The organism is Microbispora sp. NPDC046973 (assembly GCF_040644495.1).
Taxonomy (GTDB): Bacteria; Actinomycetota; Actinomycetes; order Streptosporangiales; family Streptosporangiaceae; genus Microbispora.
Genome location: NZ_JBEYWQ010000023.1, coordinates 1 through 21,716, shown reverse-complemented (window position 1 = coordinate 21,716; position 21,716 = coordinate 1). Strand labels below are relative to the sequence as shown.

The window sequence follows — 21,716 nt, the reverse complement described above, 5'->3', positions numbered from 1 at the left end:
TGATGCAACTTTCAGACCGCGTCGGATGCCTGGCACATGGGATGTGTCAGCGATTCCACGATCGGCAGCCGCCAGCGCATGCGGCGGGAACATCCGGACTGCGCCGACCTTGTCCGGCGACTCGATTCGATGCCGTCGGACCGTCGGGCGTGGTCCTCCCCGGCCCCGAGCCGGGCTTCTCAGGACGTGGCGAAGGCGACGTTCCAGGTCTCCGGGCCGACGACGCCGTCCACGTCGAGGTGCCGGTCCTTCTGGAACCTGCGGCACACGTCCTGGGAGTCCGGCCCGTACGCGCCGTCCACGACGATGTCGTAGCCGAGCTCCCTCATCCGGGCCTGCCAGGTGCGCACGTCGTCGCCGCGCATCACCGGCGGATACCTGAGCAGGCGGCCGGGCCACTTCTGGGTGGGCTGGGGTTCCGGCTCCGGTTCGGGCTCAGGCTGGGGCTGGGTGGTGCCGGGGCGCGGCGCGCCCTTCTTGATCCAGGCGTACAGCGGGTCGCCGGGGCAGTCGGTGGAGTAGCCGTCGCGGTGGCCCTTGATCTCCTTGCCCGCGCCGCCCTTGGCACGCAGATACTCCACCGCGTCCAGGATCGCGTGCAGGATGCCGTCGGTCGGCTGGACCAGGCCGGCGTTGCCGACGAGACCGAGCACGGCGTAGTGGCCGGAGTTCAGGCCGGGGCCGTTGGCGGCGGGCAGGTGCCCCGGCCCGCGCCCGACGAAGACCTTCCGATGCGGGCAGGCCACCATCGAATACCCGATGTCGACCCAGCCGTTGCCGTCGATGTGGAAGTTCTGGATGGACTTCACCATCGCCACGCACTTGGCGTGGTCGGCGACGATGCCCGGGTCCACCCGGCCGCCGGTGTAGTGGACCTTCACGCCGCGCGTGGAGGTCAGCGACGAGTACGAGCCCCGGGGAGGACGCGCGCCCCATTCAGCGCGGGACACGAGATCGATGGCCACAGTGCTCTCCGTTGAAAACCGTACGACTGGACACCGAGCGTAGCGGTAACGCCCCAACAGCTACCGCCTTTTGCCCATATGAAAGTGCTTAAACGGCAAGCAAACTGAATAGGCCCATAAATCCATTCGACAGAGCGAGTCGTACGTCGAGATCATCACTGTATGTCCGTTGTCAAGGAGGTCGACTTCTCTCCTCACTCCGAGCCCCCGCCGCCGGTGCCGATGCGGATCTGGCTCGACGACGCCGACAGCCCGGCCGACGTGATCGACGCCATGGCGCTGTCGCCGTTCGCGACCGGCGAGCAGCCCTGGTCGCGCACCACCAGCCTCGGCCGGGTCCGCGCCGACGCCCCGCTGACCGCCGAGGGCGGCCGGCTGCTGCGCGTCGCCCAGCACACCGACGGGTACGAGACCCGGCTGATCGCGGGCGAGGGATGGACGCTGCGGGTGGTCCGCGGCGCCAACCGGTCGGCGACGCTCACCGCCACGGCGGTGAGCGAGGAGCTGGCCGGTTCGGTCCTGGAGCAGGCGACCAGGGACGCGGAGGAGGCGGCCCCCGACGCCGACCACGTGCGGATGGGCTTCTGGTGGAGGTCGAGCCACGGGCCGCACCGCTCCGCCAAGCCCATCACGACCTCCTCCTGGCAGGAGATCAGGCAGAACTACCCCACGGCCGCCGTCGGCCGCCTGGACGCCCTCATGGCGACGACCGCGGCCGGCGTGACGGGCCGGCTGGTCCTCCTCCACGGCCCGCCCGGCACCGGCAAGACGACGCTCCTGCGCACGCTCGCGCGCGAGTGGGCGTCCTGGTGCCAGGTCGACTGCGTGCTCGACCCCGAGTTGCTGTTCAACGACCCGGGCTACCTGATGGACGTCGCCGTCGGCTGGGACGGCCCGGGCGAGGACGACGAGCCCCGCTGGCGGCTGCTCGTCCTGGAGGACTGCGACGAACTGATCCGCGCGGAGGCCAAGCAGTCGACGGGGCAGGGCCTGTCACGCCTGCTCAACCTGACCGACGGACTGCTCGGCCAGGGCAGGGACGTGCTCGTGGCCATCACGACCAACGAGGACCTCAGCAGGCTCCATCCCGCCGTCGTACGGCCAGGACGGTGCCTGGCGCAGATCGAGGTCGGCCGGTTCGACGCCGGGCAGGCGGCCGAGTGGCTGGGCCGCGCCGAAGGAGCCGGTTCAGGCGGTGCCACGCTGGCCGAGCTGTTCGCCCTGCGGGACGGCCGCCCGGCGGTCGCCGCCGAACCCGCCCCCGCCACCGGCCTCTACCTCTGACCCTGCCTCTGATCTCCCTACTTCTGGCTCTGGGCAAGGCCGAGGACCAGGTCGGCGACCTCACGCGGCCGGGACAGGAACGGGTGGTGGCCCGCGTCGATCTCCACCACTCGGCCCGCCCGCGCGGCCTGGGCGCGCTGCACGGCCGGCGGTGTCCCGTTGTCACGGGCGCAGACGAGGTAGGTGGAGGCGATCTCCTTCCAGGCGGCGGCGCCGACCGGCCGCACGGTGACGGCGGCGCTCTGCCGCACCAGGCGGTCGTGCGCCCCCACGACGGCCTCCTCGTCGCAGTCCTGCAGGAAGGTCCGCGTCGCCGTCTCCGGGCGGACCCCGAACGTCCCGTCCGTCCCGAAGTCGAGATAGGGCGCGGGGGCGCCGTCCCCGAAGGACGCCAGGCTCTCGCCCGGCTCCGGCAGGAAGCTCGTCACGAACAGCAGGTGGCGCACCTCCGGCAGCCCCGCGGCGGCCTCGGCCGTGACGACGCCCCCGTAGCTGTGCGCCACCACCACGACGGGCCCGGCCAGGGACTCGAGGTGCGCGCGGACCGCGCCGACGTCGTCGGGTAGGGACGGCCCGTCGGCACCGGGCCGCAGCCCGGTCTCCCCGCAGCTCGGCAGCGGCGGCGCGCTGCTGGTCACCCCCGCGGTTTCGAGGAGGGCGGCGGCCCGGTGCCACCACCACTCCCCGTCCCGTACGCAAGCTCCGTGGACGAACACGACATGCACGACGGTTCCCCTTTCGCGAGGCGGCGCGTGGGCACGCCTACCGATCTACCACAGGCCGGGCGGACGAACCGAGCACGGTCGCCGATGGCGTAGCGTCCCATGTGTCGGATACGTAAACCATCCGATGTGCCAGGTCGGGGCGGTAACAACAATCGGCGAGGTGGTCACCCTGCTGTCGGCCGGACCGAGCCCCCAGGTGAGCCCCGTCGTCCTCCACCGGTGGTCCGTCGAGGCCCGGGAGACGGGGACGGCGAAATATCTGGATCCGTTCGCTCCCGGCGGTGAGCGGGAGTGGCCCTACCTCCGCTGGACGTCGCCGGAGCGGGAGATCGGGTTCGCCGCCACCGAACTGGTGCCGTCGTGGACGGCCGCCGCGCCACCCGGGGCCTGGCTGGAGATCGAGATCCAGGCGCGGACCGTCACCGGCGACCTGACCAAGTGGTACGTCATGGGCCGGTGGGCCGAGACCGACGCCGACATCCACCGAACGTCGCTGCCCGGCCAGGGGGACGCCGACGGGGACGTCGCCGTGGACACCTTCGTCGCCGCCCGCCCCGTGACGTCGTACCGCGTGCGCGCCACCCTGTACGGCAGCGGCGGCGGCGTGCGCTCGCTCACCGTGATGGCCTCGGCCGTGGGGCAGGCGGGCAGGGGCGGCCCGCCGCGGCTGCGGGCGGTCGAGCTCGACGTGCCGCGCCGTTCGCAGAAGGTCCACGTGGGGCACTATCCGCAGTGGGACGGCGGCGGGGAGTCCTGGTGCAGCCCCGCGTCGTTCACGATGGTGCTGGGCTACTGGGGGCTGGGGCCCGCCCCGGCCGACCTCGCCTGGGTCGCCCCGGGCGACCCGTGCCCGGCGGTCGACCACGCCGCGCGCGACATGTACGACCACAGCTACCAGGGCACCGGCAACTGGCCCTTCGGCGTCGCCTACGCCGGGCGGTTCGGGCTGGACGGCTTCGTCACGCGGCTGCGCTCGCTGGACGAGCTGGAGCGGTTCGTCGACGCCGGGATCCCGGTGATCACCTCTCAGGCGTTCCGCGATCACGAGCTTCCCGGCGCCGGATACTCCACCGGCGGGCACCTCATGGTCGTCACCGGGTTCACGGCGGAGGGAGACGTGATCGCGAACGATCCGGCCGCGCCGGACGACGGCGGCGTGCGGCGGGTGTACCCGCGCGCGGCGTTCGAGAGCGTCTGGCTGCGCGCCACGAGCAGTGGGGGGATCGCGCACATCGTGCATCCCCCCGGCACTCCGCTTCCAGACTCCGGGGGGAACTGGTGACCATTCGGGCCGTCGACGTCGCGCGGGTGGACGACCGCCCGCTGTGGGTGGAGATCTCGGGAGACGAGGTCTGGTGGGACGAGCCGCGCCCGCGGGAGGGCGGCCGGCGCTGCGTGGTGCGGCGCAGGGCCGACGGCGTGATCGAGGACGTGCTCCCGCAGGGCTGGAACGCCAGGAACCGGGTCATGGAGTACGGCGGGCGGTCCTGGCGGGCGCACGAGGGCCGTCTGGTGTTCACCAACTGGGCGGACGGCCGGATCTACCTGTGCTCCCCCGGCGGGGAGCCGGTCCCGCTCACCCCCGAGGAGCCCGCCCGCTACGCCGACCTCGTCGTCCACGGCGGCGAGGTGTGGTGCGTGCGCGAGCGGGGTGACGCCCGCAGCGGGGAGCGCGACATCGTCGCGGTGCCGCTCGACGGCTCCCCCCTGCGCAGCGTGGTGAGGACCCATCATTTCCTGATGAACCCGCGCGTCTCGCCGGACGGACGGTCGCTCGCCTGGATCGGCTGGAACCATCCGGACATGCCGTGGGACGCCACCGAGCTCTGCGTCGGATCCGTGGACGGCGGCTCCCATCGCGTCCTGCTGTCCGGCGCGTCCACCTGCCAGGCCGAGTGGCGCGACGACGAGAGCCTGTACGCCGTCACCGACCCCACCGGCTGGTGGAACATCCACCTGGTCGGCCTGGACGGCACGGCGCGCGACCTGACCCCGGTGGCGCTGGAGTTCGGCGACGCCACCTGGAAGATCGGCGGCACGTTCTTCTCCGTCGCCGACGGGCGGATCGCCACCGTGTACGGCACGGCCGACGAGCGGCGGCTCGGGGTCCTCGACGACCCGGCCGCGACCGGCTCCCTCAGGGACGTCGGCGGCGGCTACACCTACTGGGCGGCGGCCCTGTCGGCCCGGGGCTCCCACGTCGTGGGCGTCGCGGCCTCGCCGCACCGGCCGTACGAGGTGGTGCGGGTCGACCTGGACACGGGGGCGCACGAGGTGCTGTCCCCGGGCAAGCCGCTGCCCGAGGACGCCGAGCTGCCCACGCCCGAGGCGGTCACCGTCGAGGGGGTCCACGCGCACCTGTACGCCCCGGCGGGCGGCGGGCCCGCGCCGTACGTGGTGTTCGTGCACGGCGGGCCGACGAGTTCGGCCCCGCCGGTGCTCGACCTGGAGATCGCCTACTTCACCAGCAGGGGCATCGGTGTCGCCGAGGTCAACTACGGCGGCTCCACCGGCTACGGCCGGGCCTACCGGGAGCGGCTGCGCCACAGCTGGGGCGTGGTGGACGTGCGCGACTGCGAGACGGTGGCGCGGTGGCTGCTGGACAGCGGGCGGGCCGAGAAGGTGGCGATCAGAGGCGGCAGCGCGGGCGGCTGGACGTCGATGGCCGCGCTCGTCCACAGCGACGTGTTCTGCGGCGCGGTGTCCCACTATGGCATCTCCGACCCCGCGCACTGGGCGGCGGAGACGCACGACTTCGAGTCGCGCTACCTCGACGGTCTGATCGGCCCGCTCCCCGAGACCCGGCAGCGCTATGTGGACAGGTCGCCCGAACTCCACGCGGAGCGGGCGTCCGGCCCGGCCCTGCTCCTGCACGGCCTGGAGGACAAGGTGGTCGATCCGGCGCAGTCGGAGCGCTTCGCCGCCGCACTGGCCCGCCACGGGCACCGGTGGGCGTACCTCACGTTCGAGGGGGAACAGCACGGGTGGCGGCGTGAGGAGACCATCGTCCGGGCTCTGGAGGCCGAGCTGGCCTTCTACGGGATCGTCTTCGGCTTCCCGACGCCGGAGGTCCCGCCCCTGAAGCTGCACGACGGGGAGATGGCATGAGCGAGGTCGCCGAGATCTGCTCGGAACTGCTGCGGATCGACACCACCAACGACGGGTCCGGCGACGGGCCGGGCGAGCGGCGGGCCGCCGAATACGTGGCGTCCCTGCTCGCCGAGGTCGGCATCGAGCCGGTGGTGTTCGAGTCGGCGCCGCGCCGCACCAGCGTGGTGGCCCGCATCCCCGGTGACAGCCCCGACGCGCTGCTCCTGCACGGGCACCTCGACGTCGTGCCCGCCGACCCGGCCGAATGGCGTACGCACCCGTTCTCGGGGGAGATCGAGGACGGCTGCGTGCACGGCCGGGGCGCGGTCGACATGAAGGGCACGCTCGCCATGACCCTCGCCTGGGCCCGCGAGAACGCGCGCGGGGGCGTGCGCCCCAGGCGCGACCTCGTGCTGGCGTTCCTCGCCGACGAGGAGTCCACCGGCGAGTACGGCGCGGGCCACGCGGTCGAGCGGCACCGCGACCTGTTCGAGGGCTGCACGGAGGCGATCAGCGAGTCCGGCGGCTTCTCCTGGTATGAGGGCGACGTCCGCATCTATCCGGTGGCCGTCGGTGAGCGCGGCACCGCCTGGATGCGCCTGACGGCCCGCGGCGTGCCCGGTCACGGGTCCAAGCCCGCCGTGGACAACCCCGTGGCCGAGCTCGCCCGGGCCCTCGCCCGCCTCGCCGACCACCCCTGGCCCGTACGGCTGACGCCCGAGGTGGCCCGGCTGATCGACGAGCTGGCGCGGGCGCTCGGCCGGCCGATCGACGTCGACCGCCTGGAGGAGGAGTTCGAGCGGATCCCCCGCGCGGCCGCCCTGTTCAAGGGCGTGCTGCGCAACTCGGCCAACCCGACGATGCTCGACGCGGGATACAAGGTCAACGTCATCCCCGGCACGGCCGAGGCCCACGTGGACGGCCGGTTCCTGCCGGGGCAGCGCGAGGAGTTCCTGGAGACCGTCGACCGGCTGCTCGGGCCGAAGGTCACGCGCGAGTTCGTCAGCTTCGAGGAGGCCGTCTCCTCCCCCGCCGAAGGACTGTTCGACGAGCTCACGGCCGCCCTGCTCGCCGAGGACCCCGCCGGCAGGCCGGTGCCGTACGTGATGACCGGCGGCACCGACGCCAAGTGGTTCGCCAGGATCGGCATCAGGGGGTACGGCTTCGCGCCGCTGCTGCTGCCGCCGGACCTCGACTACTTCGGGATGTTCCACGGTCTCGACGAGCGCGTGCCGGTCGAGGGCCTGGAGTTCGGCGTCCGCGTCCTCGACCGGCTGCTCGTCGCGCCGTCGTAGAGCCTGTCAGCCCTGGTAGAAGATGAGGTCCACGCCGGAGACGGTGTGCCGGACGAGCGCGAACCCGCCCAGGTCGGCGTGCGCGGCGACCGCCTCGCTCAGGCAGACCAGACCGGGAGCGGCGAGGTCCTGGGCCATCTTGGAGGCCTGGTTCACCGGCGCGCCGGCCACGTCGCGGCCGCCGCCCGGCGTCCGCCCGGACAGCACCGGCCCGCTGTCCAGCCCGATGCGGCAGGTCATCCCGGCGTCGGCGAGGGCGGCGCGCAACTGCAGGGCGAAGGGCACTGCGGGGCGGGGATCGTCGAACAGGTAGATGGCCAGCGGGCCCGCGACCTTGACCTCGACTGCGCCCTCGTCGGGCAGGAGACGCAGGCCGAGCTCCCGCATCCGGGCCGACAGGTCCAGACTCCGCAGCAGCTCGACCTCGGAGACGCCGTTCCCCGTCCCGGCCTCGCCGCGTTCGACCAGGACCACCGTCCGCTCCCGCAGGTGCTTTTCCGCCAGCGTCGCGGCGAACCCGGCGTCCTGTGCCCCGGCGTCCTGTGGATCGAGGCGCAGCAGGTCCTCGTAGAAGGCGGCCGGATAGGGGATGGGGTACCACCCGCCGGGGGGCGTCGCGTCGCCGGCGCGCGGGCCGTCGAGCACCCGGTAGACGGCGCCCAGAGGCCCGTCCTTCCCATCGTGCCCGCCCTGCCTGTCCTGCCTTTCCTTGCGGCGCAGGACGAAGCCGTGGCCGGCGGGCAGCCGCTCGGCCACCGCCTCCGTGACCGCGATCTCGCCGCCCTCGGTGTCGTTCTCCGCGAGGTGCTCGATCGCGTCGGCCTCGGCGCCGTAAAGGCCGCCGTCGAGGTCGTAGTAGTCGCCGTGGTGGACGCCGATGCCGACGCGGATCCGGCAGGTGCGCGCGATCTCGTCCTGCGCCCGCAGCAGCGCCGACAGCAGCGTTCCCGCGTCGGTCGTGGCGGGATGGAACATCTGCGCGTTGTCGGCCGCCCAGACGCCCACGGCCCGGCCGCCCACGCCGGTCGCGTACGCGTGCAGGACCCGCTTCGGGCCGTCGATGAGCGCCAGCACCTCCAGCAGGCCGAGACTGCGGCTCAGCCTGGTCAGCCCGGCCGAGTCCGACACCACGCTGTATCCGGTCGTGACGTGCGCGCCGAGCAGGCGCCGGGCGTCGGCGGCGGTACGGCCGCTCGCCCGCCACTGCTCGATCAGCGTCAGCGGCAGGCCGGGGGCCGCGTCCCTGGCGAGGTCGAAGGCGCCCGGGTCGTGCCGGGCGGGAAGATCGGTGGACACGGGCGCACGTTAACTCACCTACCGTGTCCATTTCGCTACTTCAGGTGACGAAGCTGGAGCCTCAGCGCAGGCGGGAGTCGAACCCGGGTCACCGCTCCAGGGCGTCTCCCGCGAGCCGAAAATCTTCGAACAGCGGGTGAGCTTCCGCGACCGAACCGCCCATCATGGTGAGGACACGATCGAGTTCGGCCCGGGCGTCCCTCTTCCGTCCCGTCAACGCCAGCGTGCGCGCCAACGTCAGCCGGGTGCTCAGCATTTCGGGATGCCTGTCGCCGAGCGTCCCGCGCCCGGTGTTCAGCACCGCGCGCAGCTCCGCCTCCGCCTCCCGCAATTCCCCCTGCTCGAGAAGCACACGCGCGAGAAGATGCTGCGTGGTGACGGCCAGGAAATGGTCGGCGCTGAGGAATTGGCGCACATCATCGAGCAACGTGACACAGCGCTGCCGGCATTTCTCTATTTTCCCCTGCCGGAAAAATATGTAATCGAGTATGTAACGCGTGACGAGCGTATAGTAATCGCCGGGTTCGAGCACCCTGACCCTGATCTCGAGCACCCGTCGAGCGACTTTCTCGGCCTCGTCGAGCCGCTCCGTCATCGCCAGCACATACGCCACCTGGAACAGGCTGATCAGCGTTTGCGGATGTTCTTCGCCGAATGTCTTGGACCTGGCCTCGGCCACAGCGCGGTATTCCCGCTCCGCATCGGCGGCGTTCCCGGTGAAATACAGCGCCCCCGCCAGCTCGTGCCTGAGGTCCAGAAGCCCCGGATCGAGTTCGCCGAGCCCGCTCGCGTGCGAGAGCGCGGCCCGCGTGACATCGAGCGCGGTCGTGTAGTGGCCCGCGTAGACGAGAGCGGAGGCCGCGCGCGCCACGCACTTCGCCGCCTCGCGGAGATACCCGCTCGCCGGACGCCGGCCGATCTGCTCCAGCACGGACATCGCGTGGGGCAGGATCTCGAACCACCGGGGCCAGTCGAGAGGGTCCTCCATCTTCAGCCCTTCGACGGCACGAAGGACGAGCGCGACGGAGACTCCCGTGACGCGCAGGGTGTCCTGCCCCTCGTCCAGATGGAGGCGGTTGGCCTCCGCGATGAGCGGATGGACCTGGATGGCGAGGCCGTCGGCCGAGGGCCCTTCCGGTATGTCGATAAGCCCGACCGATTTGAGCGCCCGCATCCCCTCAACCGCGGCTTCGGCATCCCCTCCGGACAGGTCCGCCAGGATGGCATTGTCCAGCATGACGCCAGGAATCGGTATCGAAGGCGCGAAACACGACAGAGTTCGCAGGATCTGACGGGCCTGACTCCTTCCCTGCGCGGTCAGCATGTCGAGCGATCGTTCCCAGGTTCTGGCCAGGACGTCGCGATCGTCCTCGCCTCGTTTCATCAGTGCGGCCAAGCCGCTCTTCAGCGAGGACGAGTAGGCCGCGAAAGTCCGCTCAGGCGAGAACGGGGACGACAGGAGCGAGCCGACGTGGTGCAGGGCCAGCGGGAGGAACCCCAGTCTGCCGGCCAGCGTCTCGGCCTCCTCGTAGGAACCCGACGACGGCGCGAGGTCCCGCAGCATCAGCGCCGCGTCGCGCGGATCGAGCGGCCCGATCTCATGGGCTCTGGTGAAGGTTCCCCACTGCGACAGGTCACCCAGCCGGCTTGTCACGAGCACGACGCCCTTTCTCGTCGGGCGGAGCCAGCCGTTCCCGTCGCGCGCCCTGGTGTCGGCCACGTCGAGGACCCGTATGTCGTCGAGGTTGTCGATGACCAGCAGCCACTTTTCCTGCTGCTCCAAATATTTCCAGACGAGGTCGGGCGTTTTGCCGCGCCCCGCCAGCACCTCCTGGATTTCGCTTTCCCTCGCCCCGAGCGCTCGCGCGATGTGCACCATGGAGGTGACGAATTCCGACGAGGACACGCCCGAGACCCACCACACCATCCGCCCCCTGTCGGCGGCTTCCTGGGCCGTCTTGATGGCTATCGCCGTCTTGCCCGAACCGCCCAGGCCGTACAGCAGGTGAGCCTTTCCGTCGGGCCGCCGCACGATCTGCCGAAGCCGCCGGCGCACGGTCTCCCGGTCTCTGAATACCTTGGGCAGCCGCCCCACGGGTGGCCTGAGAATCGTCCGCGGGTCCAGCGCCGCGCTCCCGACAGCGTCGCCATCCGCAACTTCTACTTTGGTCGCTTTCTCCGAGTTATGCCGCCTGAGCTGCAGGAATGCCGGTATCACGGCAATCACGCCGGCCGCCGTCCCGATTAGCGTCAACAACAGTCCAGCGTCCACCATGCCAGGCTAAAGACGTCGTTGTTCGGGTACAAGCAGGCAGCGATTCACGACGAATGACGGAGAATACCGTACGCTTCGACGGATAAGTTGGCATCCGCCGCCACGCGACGGCTCAGCGCAGGCGGGGGTCGAGGGCGTCGCGCACCACGTCGCCGAGCATGAGGAAGCTCAGCACGGTCGCGGTGAGGAACAGCGCGGGGAAGACCAGCAGGTGGGGATGCTCGGCGAAGAAGGTCTGGGCGATGTTCAGCTGCAGGCCCCACGACACGTCGGGGTACTGCAGGCCGACGCCGAGGTAGTCGAGGGTCGCCTCCCCCGCGATGACGTTCCCGACGTTCAGCATGGCCACCACGATGACCGGCGCGACGGAGTTGGGCAGGATGTGCCGCAGCATGAGCCTGCGGTCGCTCGCGCCCAGCATGCGGGCCGCGGCGACGAAGTCCATGTCCTTGACCGCGATGACCTGTCCGCGCATCAGCCGGGTCATGGTCGTCCAGCCGAGCAGCACGAGGACCAGCGTCATCGCCCATATCCCGTGGTCGGGGAAGGCGACCAGCACGACGGTCGCGCCCAGCACGAACGGGATGCCGAAGAACACGTCGGTGAGCCGGGAGATGAGCGCGTCGGCGACGCCCCCGTAGTAGCCGCCCACCAGTCCCAGCAGGATGGAGATGAGCAGGGCGAAGACGGTGACCGAGACCCCGACCACGATGGACGCGCGGGTGCCGTGCACCACCTGCGACCAGTAGTCGCAGCCCTGCAGGTCGTACCCGAACAGCGCGCCGCTCGCCGGGCCGCGTTTCGACATGCGCAGGTCGCAGGCCTCGTTGGGGCCGAGGCGGGCGAACAGCCCGGGGAAGGCCGCCATCGCCACGGCCACCAGCAGGACGGCCGCGGAGAACCAGAAGACCACCCGGCCGCGCAGTTCCAGCCAGGCGTCACGCGCGAGCACGGCGGATCCTCGGGTCGAGCACGCCGTACAGCAGGTCGACGGCCAGGTTGGCGAGAATGAAGATCATGACGAGCAGGGTGACGACGCCGACGACGACGGGACCCTCCTGGAGCTGGATGGACTGGAACACCTGCTGGCCGATGCCGGGCAGGTTGAAGATGCCCTCGGTGACGACCGCACCGGCCATGAGGTTGCCGAAGTCGACGCCGAGGTAGGTCACGACCGGGATGAGCGAGTTGCGCAGCGCGTGCAGCCCCACCACCCGCCGCCGGGTCAGGCCCTTGGCGGTCGCCGTGCGGACGTAGTCGGCGCGCAGGTTCTCCACGAGGGAGGTGCGGGTGAGCCTGGCCACGTACGCCAGGCCGAACGAGCCGAGGACCATGCCGGGCAGCAGGTAACTGCCCGGCCAGCCCTCCTCGGTCCCCGCGGTCGGGAACAGCCCCAGATTGAGGCCCAGCACGATCTGGGCCGTGTACCCGACGACGAACACCGGGACCGCGATGACGAAGGTGGTCCCGGCGAGGACCGCCGTGTCGGCGACCCCGCCGCGGCGCAGCCCGGCCAGGACGCCGAGGCCGATGCCGACGACGAGCTCGAAGACCCAGGCGGTCAGCGCGAGCTGCGCGGTGACCGCCCACCGGTCCTGGAGGAGCTCGCTCACCGGCTGGCCGGTGAAGGTCTCCCCCAGGTCGCCCTGGAACACCCCGAGCATGTAGCGGCCGTACTGCACGAGCAGGGGGTCGTCCAGGTGGTAGCGCGCCCGCATGACCGCGAGCACCTGCGCGGGCACCGGCTTGTCGCCCGCGAGCGCCAGGATCGGGTCGCCCGGCAGCGCGAACACCATCGTGTAGATCAGGAAGGTGGTCGCGAAGAACACCGGGATCGCCTGGGCCAGGCGCTGCGCGGCGTACCTCACCCTTGTGTCACCCCTGCTTCACGCTGATCGTGTACAGGTTCTTGCTGTACGGGGTCACGTTCACGCCGGTGAGCCGGCTGGTGAAGCCGATCTGGTTCTGCCAGTTCCACAGCGGGATCATCGGCATCTCGGCCAGCGCGACGTCCTCGGCCTTCTGGTAGAGCGGCAGGCTCGCGTCCAGGCTGGGCGCCGAGTTCGCCTGCTTGATCAGGTCGTCGAACTCCTTGTTCTCCCAGCCCATCCGGTTGCCCGCGCCCCACATGTACTCGAGGTAGTCCTGCGGGCTCGGGTAGTCCATGACCCAGTTGTTGCGGTACGGACCGTCCTCCTTGCGCTGGCGCAGGGTCGACAGGTAGTCGGCGGCCGGGATCTTGCGGAACTTGATGTCCGAGATGCCGAGGTTCTGCTTCAGCTGGTTGGCGACGGCGGTCATCCACTGCTCGTAGCTCGGGTCGGCGTTGGAGAACCACAGGTTCAGCGTGCCGCTGAAGCCGCCGGCCTGGTCGAACAGCGCCTTGGCCTTGGCCGGGTCGTAGGTGCAGGCCTCGCCGCAGGCGTTCTCCCGGTAGCCGGGCACCAGCGGCGCCAGCAGCGACGACATCGGCTTGAACGCGCCGTCGTACACCGCGTCCACGATGGCCTGACGGTCGATGGCCATGGAGAACGCCTTGCGCAGGTCCGCGTTGGCGAACCGCTTGTCGAAGGTCGGGAAGCCCAGGTAGTCCATCGTGCCGTCGGGGGTCTGCACGAAGCGGTCGCCGAGCAGCCGCTTGGCCTCGGCGGTGCTGGCCGGCGGGACCGTCGTCATCAGGTCCACCCGGCCGGCCCGCAGGTCGGTCCACGCCGTGTCGCGGCTGGCGTAGATCTTGAGGGTCACCGCGTCGGCCTTGGCCTTGCGCTCGCCCGCGTACGACGCCGACCGCTTGAGCTTGATCTGCTTGTTGTGCTCCCAGGCGCCGTCGAGCACGAACGGGCCGTTGCCGACCGGGGCCTGGTCGAACGCCTTGAGGTCGCTGAACGCCGCCTTCGGCATCGGCGCGAACGCGATGTAGGCGAGCGTGATCGGGAACTGGCTGAACGGCGCGGTGAGCGTCACCTCGAGCGTGGTGTCGTCCACCACCTTGAGGCCGCTCATCTTGTCCGTGGACGGGTCGCCCTTCTCGGGGTTGAGCTTGTCGTAGCCCTCGATGTTGGCGAAGTAGTAGTTGTTGGTCCACCCGTTGGGGCCGTAGGCCGTGGCGTTCCAGGAGTCGGCGAAGCTCTGGGCCGTGACCGGCTCGCCGTTGCTGAACTTCTGGCCCGGCTTGAACTTGATCGTCCAGACCTTCTGGTCGGTGCTGTTCACCGACTCGGCCGCCCGCATCACGGGCTTGCCGCTGGCGGCGTCGATGGAGACCGGAGTCTCGAAGAGCGCGTCCAGCACCGTGATCGAGTAATCGCTGGAGGTGTTGCCCGGGGTGAGATGGTCGGGTTCCGTCAGCGCGACGGAGAACGCGTTCGCCTCCTTGCCGCCGCCCGCCGGCGATGATCCTCCCCCGCACCCGCCGCTCAGCATGATGGCCGCCACAGCGAGGGCGGCCGCCCGGCTTCTCGTGACCCTCACTGGTCCTCCGCCTCTCCGTCGTGTTGCGGGTGAGGGTAGGAAACGGGGCCGCCGACTGCATCGGAGACTTTACGTATTCCTTGCACAACCTTTACCCGGCACGCTGAGCATGGAGGATCCATGAATGCAATCAGCCTCAGCGCGCGGAGCCTGCACGCCGTCGCCGAACTGGGCTTCCAGGTGGCCCGGCAGGGGGCGCACGGGGCGATGACCGCGCTGGGCGAGGTCGTCCCCGTGGAGGCCTACGAGTTCGTCGCGTTCGACCCGGCGACCGGCCGGCACCGTTCGCTGGTGTCGTCGGGGTACACGCGGGTGGACGACGACGCCGCCGAGGAGTACGCCCGGCTCGACGCCTACCGCCGGGCCATGTCGCTGCGCACGCCCGTCGTCATGGGCTCCCCCGGCACCGAGCGCTACTTCCGCCGCCACCTCGAGCCGTACGGCTGGCGCACGGGGATCACGACGCCGCTGTTCCTGACCGGAGGACGCTACACCGGGCTGCTGCACGTCAGCTCACGCGCGGACCTGCCGCCGGAGGCGCCCGCGGTGATCAGCGCGGTCTCCCCCGCCCTGGCCCACCTCACCGACGTGACCCGCTGCGTCATCGACCCGCTCGGCCTGCCGCCCGGCTTCCACGCCGTGGCGTACGAACGGGGCGGGCGGCGCAGGGACGTGGCCGGCTGGCCCCCGTCGGAGGCGCTCGCGGCCGAGCCGGTGATGGCGGAGCTGGCCAGGGCGTTCATCGACTCGCGCGAGCTGTCGCGCCGGGGGCTGTGGCTCGACGGCACCGGCCAGTGGCGCGAGCTGCGTCTCCACCGGGCCGGCGTGGGCTTCCACGGCTCCATCCAGGGCGCGGTCATCGCCGAGCGCCCGTGCGCCCTGCCGTACGACCTGACCTCGCGGGAGATCGAGGTGCTCACCCGGGTCGCGCAGGGCGACTCCAACCCGCAGATCGCCGCCGCGCTCGTCCTGAGCGTGCGCACCGTGACCACCCATCTGGAGCACATCTTCGCCAAGCTGGGCTGCGACAGCCGTACGCGCCTGACCACGAAGGTTCTCGCCGAGGGGCTGTGCCGGCTCGACATCCCGTAATGATCGCCCTCACGGGACGCGCCGAGGCCGGGTCCGACATTATTGGCGCATGTCGGTTCACGAGCGTCGGCGGCTCCCCACGGGCCTGGAGCTGCTGTTCGGTGACGGCGGCGACGACCGGGTGCTGTCCGTCGAGCTGCCGTCCGGGTCCCTCGTGTGGCCGGACCCCGACTACGACAGGCTGCGCACCCATCACCGCCCCTCGTTCTGGCTGAGCGACGAGCCGGTGCCGGCCGGGCTGTGGGCCCGGCTTCGCGCCGAGCACCCCCGGTCGGGCCTGTGGCCGGTGCTGCTGGAGGACGGCGTGCAGCCCTGGTCGGCCGGGCAGATCGCGCCCGACTCGCCCGCCCAGGTCGACTACTACAGCGCGGCCGGGTTCATGGCCGAGGCGTGGCAGGACCTGCTGCTGGGCCACGAGGCGTACCTCGCGCCGTTCGGGGCCGAGTGCCCGGGGATCGCGCCGCCCGCCGCGCTCGTGGCCGACCCCGACGTGGTCGCCGACTGGTACGCGGACGTGGTGGCCGAGCGGATGACGCCGCTGGGGCTCGCCGCGGTGAACCGCGGCGCCGACGCGATGGTCGCCATGGGCTGGCAGGGGGCGCTGCACCACAACGAGTGGACCGTGCCCCTGGCGGCCGTCGTGCGCAGCTGGGAGGAGCGGTTCGGGGCGCGGGTGGTCGGCATGGGGTTCAACACGCTGGACCTCAGCGTCGCCGCGCCGCCCGCCACCCCCGCGCACGCGCTGCACGTGGCGGCGGAGCACTGGACGTTCTGCCCCGACAGCGTCCTGCAGGGCCCGGGCACGCTGGCCGACTACGCCGAGCAGATCATTGGCCAGAACGCATGGTCGTTCTGGTGGGATTAAGACGATAATTACCCGTGTGACTGAGGGAAGCGGTTTGGGCGGCACGGAGCTGGGCGGGGGCGAACAGCCCGCCAAGGTGGCGGGCCTCAGCACCAGCACCGCGAACATCGCCCGGATGAGCGACTATCTGCTCGGCGGCAAGGACAACTTCGCCGCCGACCGGCGATTCGCCGAGCAGCTGACGGCCATCGCGCCCGAGGTCAAGACGATGGCCGTGGACACCCGCGAGTTCCTGGAGCGGGTGGTGCGCTTCCTCGTCGAGCAGGGCGTGCGGCAGTTTCTCAACGTGGCGTCCGGGCTGCCCACCCGGCGCAACACACACGAGGTCGCCCAGGAGCTCGCGCCCGACGCCCGCGTGGTGTACGTCGACGACGACCCGGTGGTGCTCAACCACGCGCGGGCCATGCTCGCCCGCAACCCGGGCACGGGGGTGGTCGACGGCTCGATCCTGCGCCCGGCGGAGATGCTGGCCGACCCCGAGATGGTCCGGCTCATCGACTTCGAGCGGCCGGTCGGAGTGCTGATCCCGGCCCGGCTGCAGTACCTCCCCGACGCCGTCGAGCCGTACAAGTGCGTGGCCCACGTGCGCGACCACCTCGCCCGGGGCAGCTACCTGGCCATCGGTCACGCCGTCTTCGACAGCCGTCCCGAGCTGGCCGCGCCGATCGTCGATCTGTTCCGGCAGATCGTGCCGCAGGCCGACGACGCGACGCGGGACCGGGAGAAGGTGCTGCGCTTCTTCGACGGCACCGAACTCGTCGATCCCGGCCTCGTCTACATCCGCCAGTGGCGGCCGGACGTCCCGCAGACCACCGGGCAGGCCCAGCGGGTGTGGATCGTCGGCGGCGTCGGCCGCGTCTCCTGACCCGTCCCCCGGCCTATCGGATGAGCACGCACGAGGGGGTGCCCACCGCCAGCGCCTGAGCCGCCGGCTCTGGCAGCCCGTCCTTGAGCGCCAGCACGGTGACGGAGTCGGAGCGCTGGTTGGCGACGTAGAGGCGGTCGCCGTCGACGGCGAAGTGGCGTGGCCAGCTTCCGCCCGACGGCACTTCGGCCGCCATCGTGAGGCGCGGCCCGTCCACCTCGAAGACGGCCACGGTGTCCGGCCCCCGGTTGGCGACGTACAGGTGGCGGCCGTCGGCGGACAGCGCGATGTGGGAGGGCAGATTGTCGCCCTCGGCGCCGCTCGCCCGCACCGCGCCCGCCTCCCGCCACTCGCCGTCGTAGACGCGCACGGTGCCGTCGAGCTCGCCGGTGACGTACCAGTGGCCCTCGTGGTGCAGGAAGTGCCGGGGGCCGCTGCCGGAGACCAGCCGTACGGGGCCGTCCGGGTGCGGGCGCATGCCGGGCAGGAAGCGGCGCACCTCGTCGGTGCCGAGGTCGGTCACGTGCAGCACGCCGCCGGGCCCGAAGACCGCCTGGTGCGCGTGCGGGCCCTCCTGCCGCTCCGGGTGGGGACCGCGGCCTTCGTGGGGGAACGTCAGCGGGCCGGGCTCGGGCATCCCGTCCTCACCCAGCCGGTAGGCCGTGACGGTCCCGTCGCCGTAGTTGGCGATCGCCAGCCACCGGCCCTCCGGGTCGACCGCCAGGTGGCACGGCAGCGAGCCGCCGCTGGGGTGCTCGGCCAGCAGCCGGGGTGTGGGGTCGTCGGCGAAGACCGCGAGCCCCCCGTCCGCGGCGCGTTCGAGCACGGCGTACAGCAGCGGCAGCCGCGGGTGCGCGACGACGAACGACGGCCCGGACACGCTCGTCTCGGCCACCGCCTCCAGCCGTCCGTCCGCGTGCGCCCGGGCCACCGTCAGGCCGGGGCCCGACCCCTCCGTGTCGGGGGTGTATCCGCCGATCACCAGACCGGGTCGGGACATTCGCGCTCCATAGGCTCAGACCGTCGGGATATCGCATGGTATCGGCCAGACGGGGGCCGGGTGGACGACCGCCACCGGGCAGGGGGCGCGCCGCAGCAGGCCCTGCCCGACCGAACCGAGCAGCCGGGCCTCTGTTCTGTGCGCACCCACGACCAGCAGCCCGGCCTCCCGGGCGCACGCCACCAGGGTGGGCAGCGCCGGCGCCTCGACGACCCTGGTCTCGATCGCGGGCCGGCTTCGGCAGCGCAGCCGCCACGGCTCGACGATCCGTGCCAGCGCCCGCTCGCCCTCCGGCTCCCGCCCTCGTGTGGCGTACACGGCGGTCAGCGGCAGCGACCTGCCGCGGGCGACCTCCACGGCGAAGCGCAGGACGGAGTCCGCTTCAGGACCGGCTTGCCGCGCCGCGTCGATCCCCGCCACCACCCCGCCGCCGGGCGGCGCGGACGCCTGCGCGCCGACCACGACGACCGGGCAGGCGGCGTGCGCCGCCGCGTACGCGCTGACCGAGCCGCGCAGCAGCCCGGCCAGCCCGCTCACGCTCCGGTGGCCCAGGACCAGCATCGCGGCGTTCCTGCTCACGCTGACCAGCGTGTCCTTGGGGTCCCCCCGCACGAGCACGGGGCGGACCTCACGGCCCGGCAGCAGGCTTTCGGCCAGCCGTACCCCCTCGAACAGCCGCAGCCCCGCCAGGCGGCGCTCCTCGGCGGCGACGGCCTCGGCGCGCTCCGGGTAGGGGCCGTTCCACACCTGGCAGACCGTGACGCCCGCACGGTGGCGGACCCGGCATTCCGCCGCGGCCCACTCGATCGCGGCCCGGCTCTGCCGCGTGCCGTCGTAGGCGACCACGATCTCCTGCTTCATCGCATCACGTCCCGGTCCGGGGCGCCGCAGCGCGCCGCAACGCGTCGCAACGCGTCGCACAGTGCCAACGCGTCGCACAGTGCCACGGTGAGCACGGCCGCGCCCAGGGCCATCGCCCAGCCGAGCGGCGGCAGCGGCACGAGCGCGAGCGGCGCACCCAGGAAGGGCACGGCGGTGACGAGGGTCTGCAGGGCCAGCGTGGCCGACACCGCGACGAGCACCGGGCGGCCCCGCCACCAGCCGCGCTCGAAGGTCGCGCGGCGCGCCCGGGTCACGTACGCCAGGGTCAGCCGGGCGAAGACGAGCGCGAGCACGGCCTGCGCGCGGACCTGCTCGTCGCTCCAGCCGAGCCTGCGTGCCGTCTCCACCACGGCGAAGACGAGCACCGCGACGACCACGGCGCGTATCCCGATGCGGGTCAGCACTCCCCACGACAGCAGCGCCTCGCGCCCCCGCAGCGTGAGGGGGTCGCCCGCCGGGCGGTCGACGCCGAGCGCGATCGCGGGGATCCCGTCCAGGGCCAGGTTGATCCAGAGCAGGTGCACCGGGAGCAGCGGCACGACGAGGTCGGGCCAGACGATCAAACCGGTCAGGACGATGAGGATCTCCGCGAGGTTGCCGGCGAGCAGATAGCCGATCATGGAGGACACGTTGTGGCGCAGCCGCCTGCCCTCGCGCACGCCGGTCACGATCGTGCCGAGCTCGCCGTTGGTCACCACGACGGCGGCGGCCTCGCGGGCCACGTCGGTGCCCTCGTCCCCGGCCATCGCGACCCCGACGTCCGCGTGCCGCAGGGCCGGGGCGTCGTTCACGCCGTCGCCGGTCATCGTCACCACCTCGCCGCGCTCCTTCAGCGCGCGTACGAGGCCGAGCTTGGTGGCCGGGTCCACCCGGGCCACCACGGCGTCGGGGTCGATGCCGACCTCGGCGGCGACCGCGCGGGCGGTGTCGGCGTGGTCGCCGGTCACCATCACGACCCGGATGCCCGCGTCCCGGCAGTCGGCCACGGCCCGGCGCGCGGAGGGCCGGATCTCGTCCCGCAGCGCGACCAGGCCGAGCGGGCGCAGCCCGGTGGCGTCCGGGTCGCCGGTCGTCCCCTCGGCGAGCGCGAGCACCCGCAGCCCGCGGCGGGTCAGGCCGGGCACGGCCTCCGCGAGCCGGTCGGCCGGCGCGCCGGGCGCGCAGCGGGCCAGCACCACCTCCGGGGCGCCCTTGACCGTCAGCAGCGGGCCCGCCCCGTCCACGGTGGTGACCACCGCCATCGAGCGGGTCTCGGCGTCGAAGGGACGGGTGCCGAGCCGGGTCTCCCCCGCCGGCAGTCGTACGCCCTCGCGGGCGGCCGCGGCGGCCAGCGCGACGTCCACGGCGTCGCCCAGCCCGTCGTGGGCGTCGTTGCAGCGCAGCGCGGCCCGCAACAGCTCGGCGGCGCCGGCTTCCGGCGCGGCGACGTGCTCGGCCACGGTGAGGTGGCCGGTGGTCAGCGTGCCGGTCTTGTCGGCGGCGATGACGGTCGTGGCGCCCATGGTCTCGATGGCGGGCAGCCTGCGCACGATCACCCCCAGCCGGGCCATCCGCTGCGCGCCCAGCGCCAGCGCGGTGGTGACGGCGGCGGCCATGCTCTCCGGCACCGCGGCGATGGCGAGCGCCACCCCCGCGAGGATGATGTCGACCAGCGACGCCTCGCCCCGGCTGACCCGGGTGAGCCCGATCAGGATCATCAGGGCTCCCGCCGCCACCGCGAGCAGGCCGACGCGGCGCGACACCTGGCCGAGCTCGACCTCCAGCGGTCCCTTGCCGCCGCCGTGCAGGGCCGAGGCGATGCGGCCGACCTCGGTCGCGGCGCCGGTGCGCAGCACCTCGGCCGTCCCGCGGCCGTGGACGACGAGCGTGCCGGAGAAGATCTCACCGTCGCGGTCGCCCAGCGGCACGTCCGGGCCGCCGGGGCCGCCCGCCCGTTTGGCCGCCGACAGCGACTCCCCCGTCAGCAGCGCCTCGTCCACCGCCAGCGCCTCGGCCTCGACCAGCCGGGCGTCGGCGGGCACCCGGTCGCCGGCCGCGACGACGACGAGGTCGCCGGGGACCACCTCGGCCGCGGGCACCCGCTGTACGGCGTCGCCGCGCACGACCGTGGCCATGGGCGCGGTGAGCGCGCGCAGCGCACGCACGGCCCTGTCGGCCCTGGTCTCCTGGCCGGTCCCGATCAGCACGTTCACCAGCAGGATCGCCAGGATCGCGATGCCCTCGGGCACCTCGCCGAGGACGAGGAGCGTGACCAGGCCGGCCACCAGCAGCAGGATCGACAGCGGATCCGCCACCTGACGCGCCGCCCGCACCGGCAGGGCCGGCGGCCGGGGCTGGGGGATCTCGTTGGGCCCGTGCTCGGCCAGCCGGCGCGCGGCCTCCTCCTCGGGCAGCCCGCGCAGCGTGCGCACAGCGGATTCCATGTCCCCAGCAGATCACCCGGGCCCCGGCGGGGACGCCGGGCGAAAGCCACCGGCCTGCGGGACCTTCGGCCCGCCGACGGCTTAGCGTGGATACATGATTCGGGTGTTTCTTGTGGACGATCACGAGGTCGTACGGCGTGGTGTGGCGGCGTTGCTGGACGCCGAGGACGACATCGAGGTCGTCGGCG

17 protein-coding genes and 1 pseudogene are annotated in these 21,716 nt (G+C 72.2%); 8 read left to right on the top strand and 10 right to left on the bottom strand.

All coding sequences use genetic code 11. The annotated features are described in order from the left end of the window. Window positions 1–179: 179 nt before the first annotated feature. Window positions 180–965: an N-acetylmuramoyl-L-alanine amidase gene (locus tag ABZ860_RS32145; protein WP_357227285.1), complete on the bottom strand. Its 786-nt coding sequence runs from the start codon at window positions 963–965 to the stop codon at window positions 180–182. Window positions 966–1,127: 162 nt separating this feature from the next. Between ABZ860_RS32145 and ABZ860_RS32140 the strand changes: the two genes are divergently transcribed. Beyond that, on the top strand, window positions 1,128–2,249 hold the full coding sequence (locus tag ABZ860_RS32140) for a DUF5925 domain-containing protein (RefSeq protein WP_357227283.1): 1,122 nt from the start codon (window positions 1,128–1,130) through the stop codon (window positions 2,247–2,249). A gap of 17 nt (window positions 2,250–2,266) precedes the next feature. Here ABZ860_RS32140 and ABZ860_RS32135 read toward each other — a convergent pair whose 3' ends face one another. Further along, the gene (locus ABZ860_RS32135) at window positions 2,267–2,974 is read right to left on the bottom strand and encodes an alpha/beta hydrolase (protein ID WP_357227280.1); all 708 of its coding nucleotides are present in this window, start codon (window positions 2,972–2,974) and stop codon (window positions 2,267–2,269) included. Window positions 2,975–3,134: 160 nt separating this feature from the next. Between ABZ860_RS32135 and ABZ860_RS32130 the strand changes: the two genes are divergently transcribed. From ABZ860_RS32130 to ABZ860_RS32120, 3 genes are read left to right on the top strand one after another with little or no spacing between them, the layout of a single operon-like run. Next, window positions 3,135–4,256: a C39 family peptidase gene (locus ABZ860_RS32130; protein WP_357227278.1), complete on the top strand. Its 1,122-nt coding sequence runs from the start codon at window positions 3,135–3,137 to the stop codon at window positions 4,254–4,256. Continuing rightward, window positions 4,253–6,082, top strand: coding sequence for a prolyl oligopeptidase family serine peptidase (locus ABZ860_RS32125; protein WP_357227275.1), 1,830 nt, complete (start codon window positions 4,253–4,255; stop codon window positions 6,080–6,082). The genes ABZ860_RS32130 and ABZ860_RS32125 overlap by 4 nt, the downstream gene beginning before the upstream one ends. Further along, on the top strand, window positions 6,079–7,359 hold the full coding sequence (locus ABZ860_RS32120; protein WP_357227272.1) for a M20/M25/M40 family metallo-hydrolase: 1,281 nt from the start codon (window positions 6,079–6,081) through the stop codon (window positions 7,357–7,359). The genes ABZ860_RS32125 and ABZ860_RS32120 overlap by 4 nt, the downstream gene beginning before the upstream one ends. Before the next feature lie 6 nt (window positions 7,360–7,365). On the opposite strand, the gene ABZ860_RS32115 is transcribed toward ABZ860_RS32120, so the two are convergent. From ABZ860_RS32115 to ABZ860_RS32095, 5 genes are all read right to left on the bottom strand, one after another. Beyond that, window positions 7,366–8,655 (bottom strand): hypothetical protein, encoded by a 1,290-nt coding sequence (locus ABZ860_RS32115; RefSeq protein WP_357227269.1) that lies wholly within the window; start codon window positions 8,653–8,655, stop codon window positions 7,366–7,368. Between the two features lie 88 nt (window positions 8,656–8,743). Beyond that, window positions 8,744–10,927, bottom strand: coding sequence for a tetratricopeptide repeat protein (locus tag ABZ860_RS32110; RefSeq protein WP_357227267.1), 2,184 nt, complete (start codon window positions 10,925–10,927; stop codon window positions 8,744–8,746). A 115-nt stretch (window positions 10,928–11,042) separates the two neighbouring features. Then, a complete protein-coding gene (locus ABZ860_RS32105) occupies window positions 11,043–11,882 on the bottom strand; it encodes an ABC transporter permease (RefSeq protein WP_357227265.1) in 840 nt (279 codons plus the stop codon). Then, window positions 11,869–12,798 (bottom strand): ABC transporter permease, encoded by a 930-nt coding sequence (locus ABZ860_RS32100; protein ID WP_357227263.1) that lies wholly within the window; start codon window positions 12,796–12,798, stop codon window positions 11,869–11,871. The genes ABZ860_RS32105 and ABZ860_RS32100 overlap by 14 nt, the downstream gene beginning before the upstream one ends. A gap of 7 nt (window positions 12,799–12,805) precedes the next feature. Further along, entirely contained in the window at window positions 12,806–14,401 is a 1,596-nt protein-coding gene (locus tag ABZ860_RS32095) for an ABC transporter substrate-binding protein (protein ID WP_357227260.1), read from the bottom strand. A 120-nt stretch (window positions 14,402–14,521) separates the two neighbouring features. On the opposite strand from ABZ860_RS32095, the gene ABZ860_RS32090 reads away from it, so the two are divergent. The 3 genes from ABZ860_RS32090 to ABZ860_RS32080 are packed head-to-tail and all read left to right on the top strand — an operon-like array spanning window position 14,522 to window position 17,223. Beyond that, complete coding sequence (locus ABZ860_RS32090) at window positions 14,522–15,493, top strand: LuxR C-terminal-related transcriptional regulator (RefSeq protein ID WP_357227257.1); 972 nt, start codon at window positions 14,522–14,524, stop codon at window positions 15,491–15,493. 49 nt (window positions 15,494–15,542) lie between these two features. Beyond that, complete coding sequence (locus tag ABZ860_RS32085; RefSeq protein WP_357227254.1) at window positions 15,543–16,358, top strand: DUF4253 domain-containing protein; 816 nt, start codon at window positions 15,543–15,545, stop codon at window positions 16,356–16,358. Window positions 16,359–16,374: 16 nt separating this feature from the next. Continuing rightward, complete coding sequence (locus ABZ860_RS32080; RefSeq protein ID WP_357227251.1) at window positions 16,375–17,223, top strand: SAM-dependent methyltransferase; 849 nt, start codon at window positions 16,375–16,377, stop codon at window positions 17,221–17,223. Window positions 17,224–17,236: 13 nt separating this feature from the next. Here ABZ860_RS32080 and ABZ860_RS32075 read toward each other — a convergent pair whose 3' ends face one another. Genes ABZ860_RS32075 through ABZ860_RS32065 form a run of 3 tightly spaced genes read right to left on the bottom strand, consistent with a single transcriptional unit; the run spans window position 17,237 to window position 21,528 of the window. Beyond that, window positions 17,237–18,223 carry a lactonase family protein gene (locus ABZ860_RS32075; RefSeq protein ID WP_357227248.1) on the bottom strand — a complete coding sequence of 329 codons (987 nt, stop codon included), beginning with the start codon at window positions 18,221–18,223 and terminating at the stop codon, window positions 17,237–17,239. 15 nt (window positions 18,224–18,238) lie between these two features. Then, window positions 18,239–19,084, bottom strand: a complete 846-nt coding sequence (locus ABZ860_RS32070) for a universal stress protein (RefSeq protein WP_357227245.1) — start codon at window positions 19,082–19,084, stop codon at window positions 18,239–18,241. Next, on the bottom strand, window positions 19,081–21,528 hold the full coding sequence (locus tag ABZ860_RS32065; RefSeq protein ID WP_357227242.1) for a cation-translocating P-type ATPase: 2,448 nt from the start codon (window positions 21,526–21,528) through the stop codon (window positions 19,081–19,083). The genes ABZ860_RS32070 and ABZ860_RS32065 overlap by 4 nt, the downstream gene beginning before the upstream one ends. 94 nt (window positions 21,529–21,622) lie before the next feature. Between ABZ860_RS32065 and ABZ860_RS32060 the strand changes: the two are divergent. Further along, window positions 21,623–21,716 (top strand): annotated as a pseudogene (locus tag ABZ860_RS32060) (DNA-binding response regulator); the annotation flags it as partial.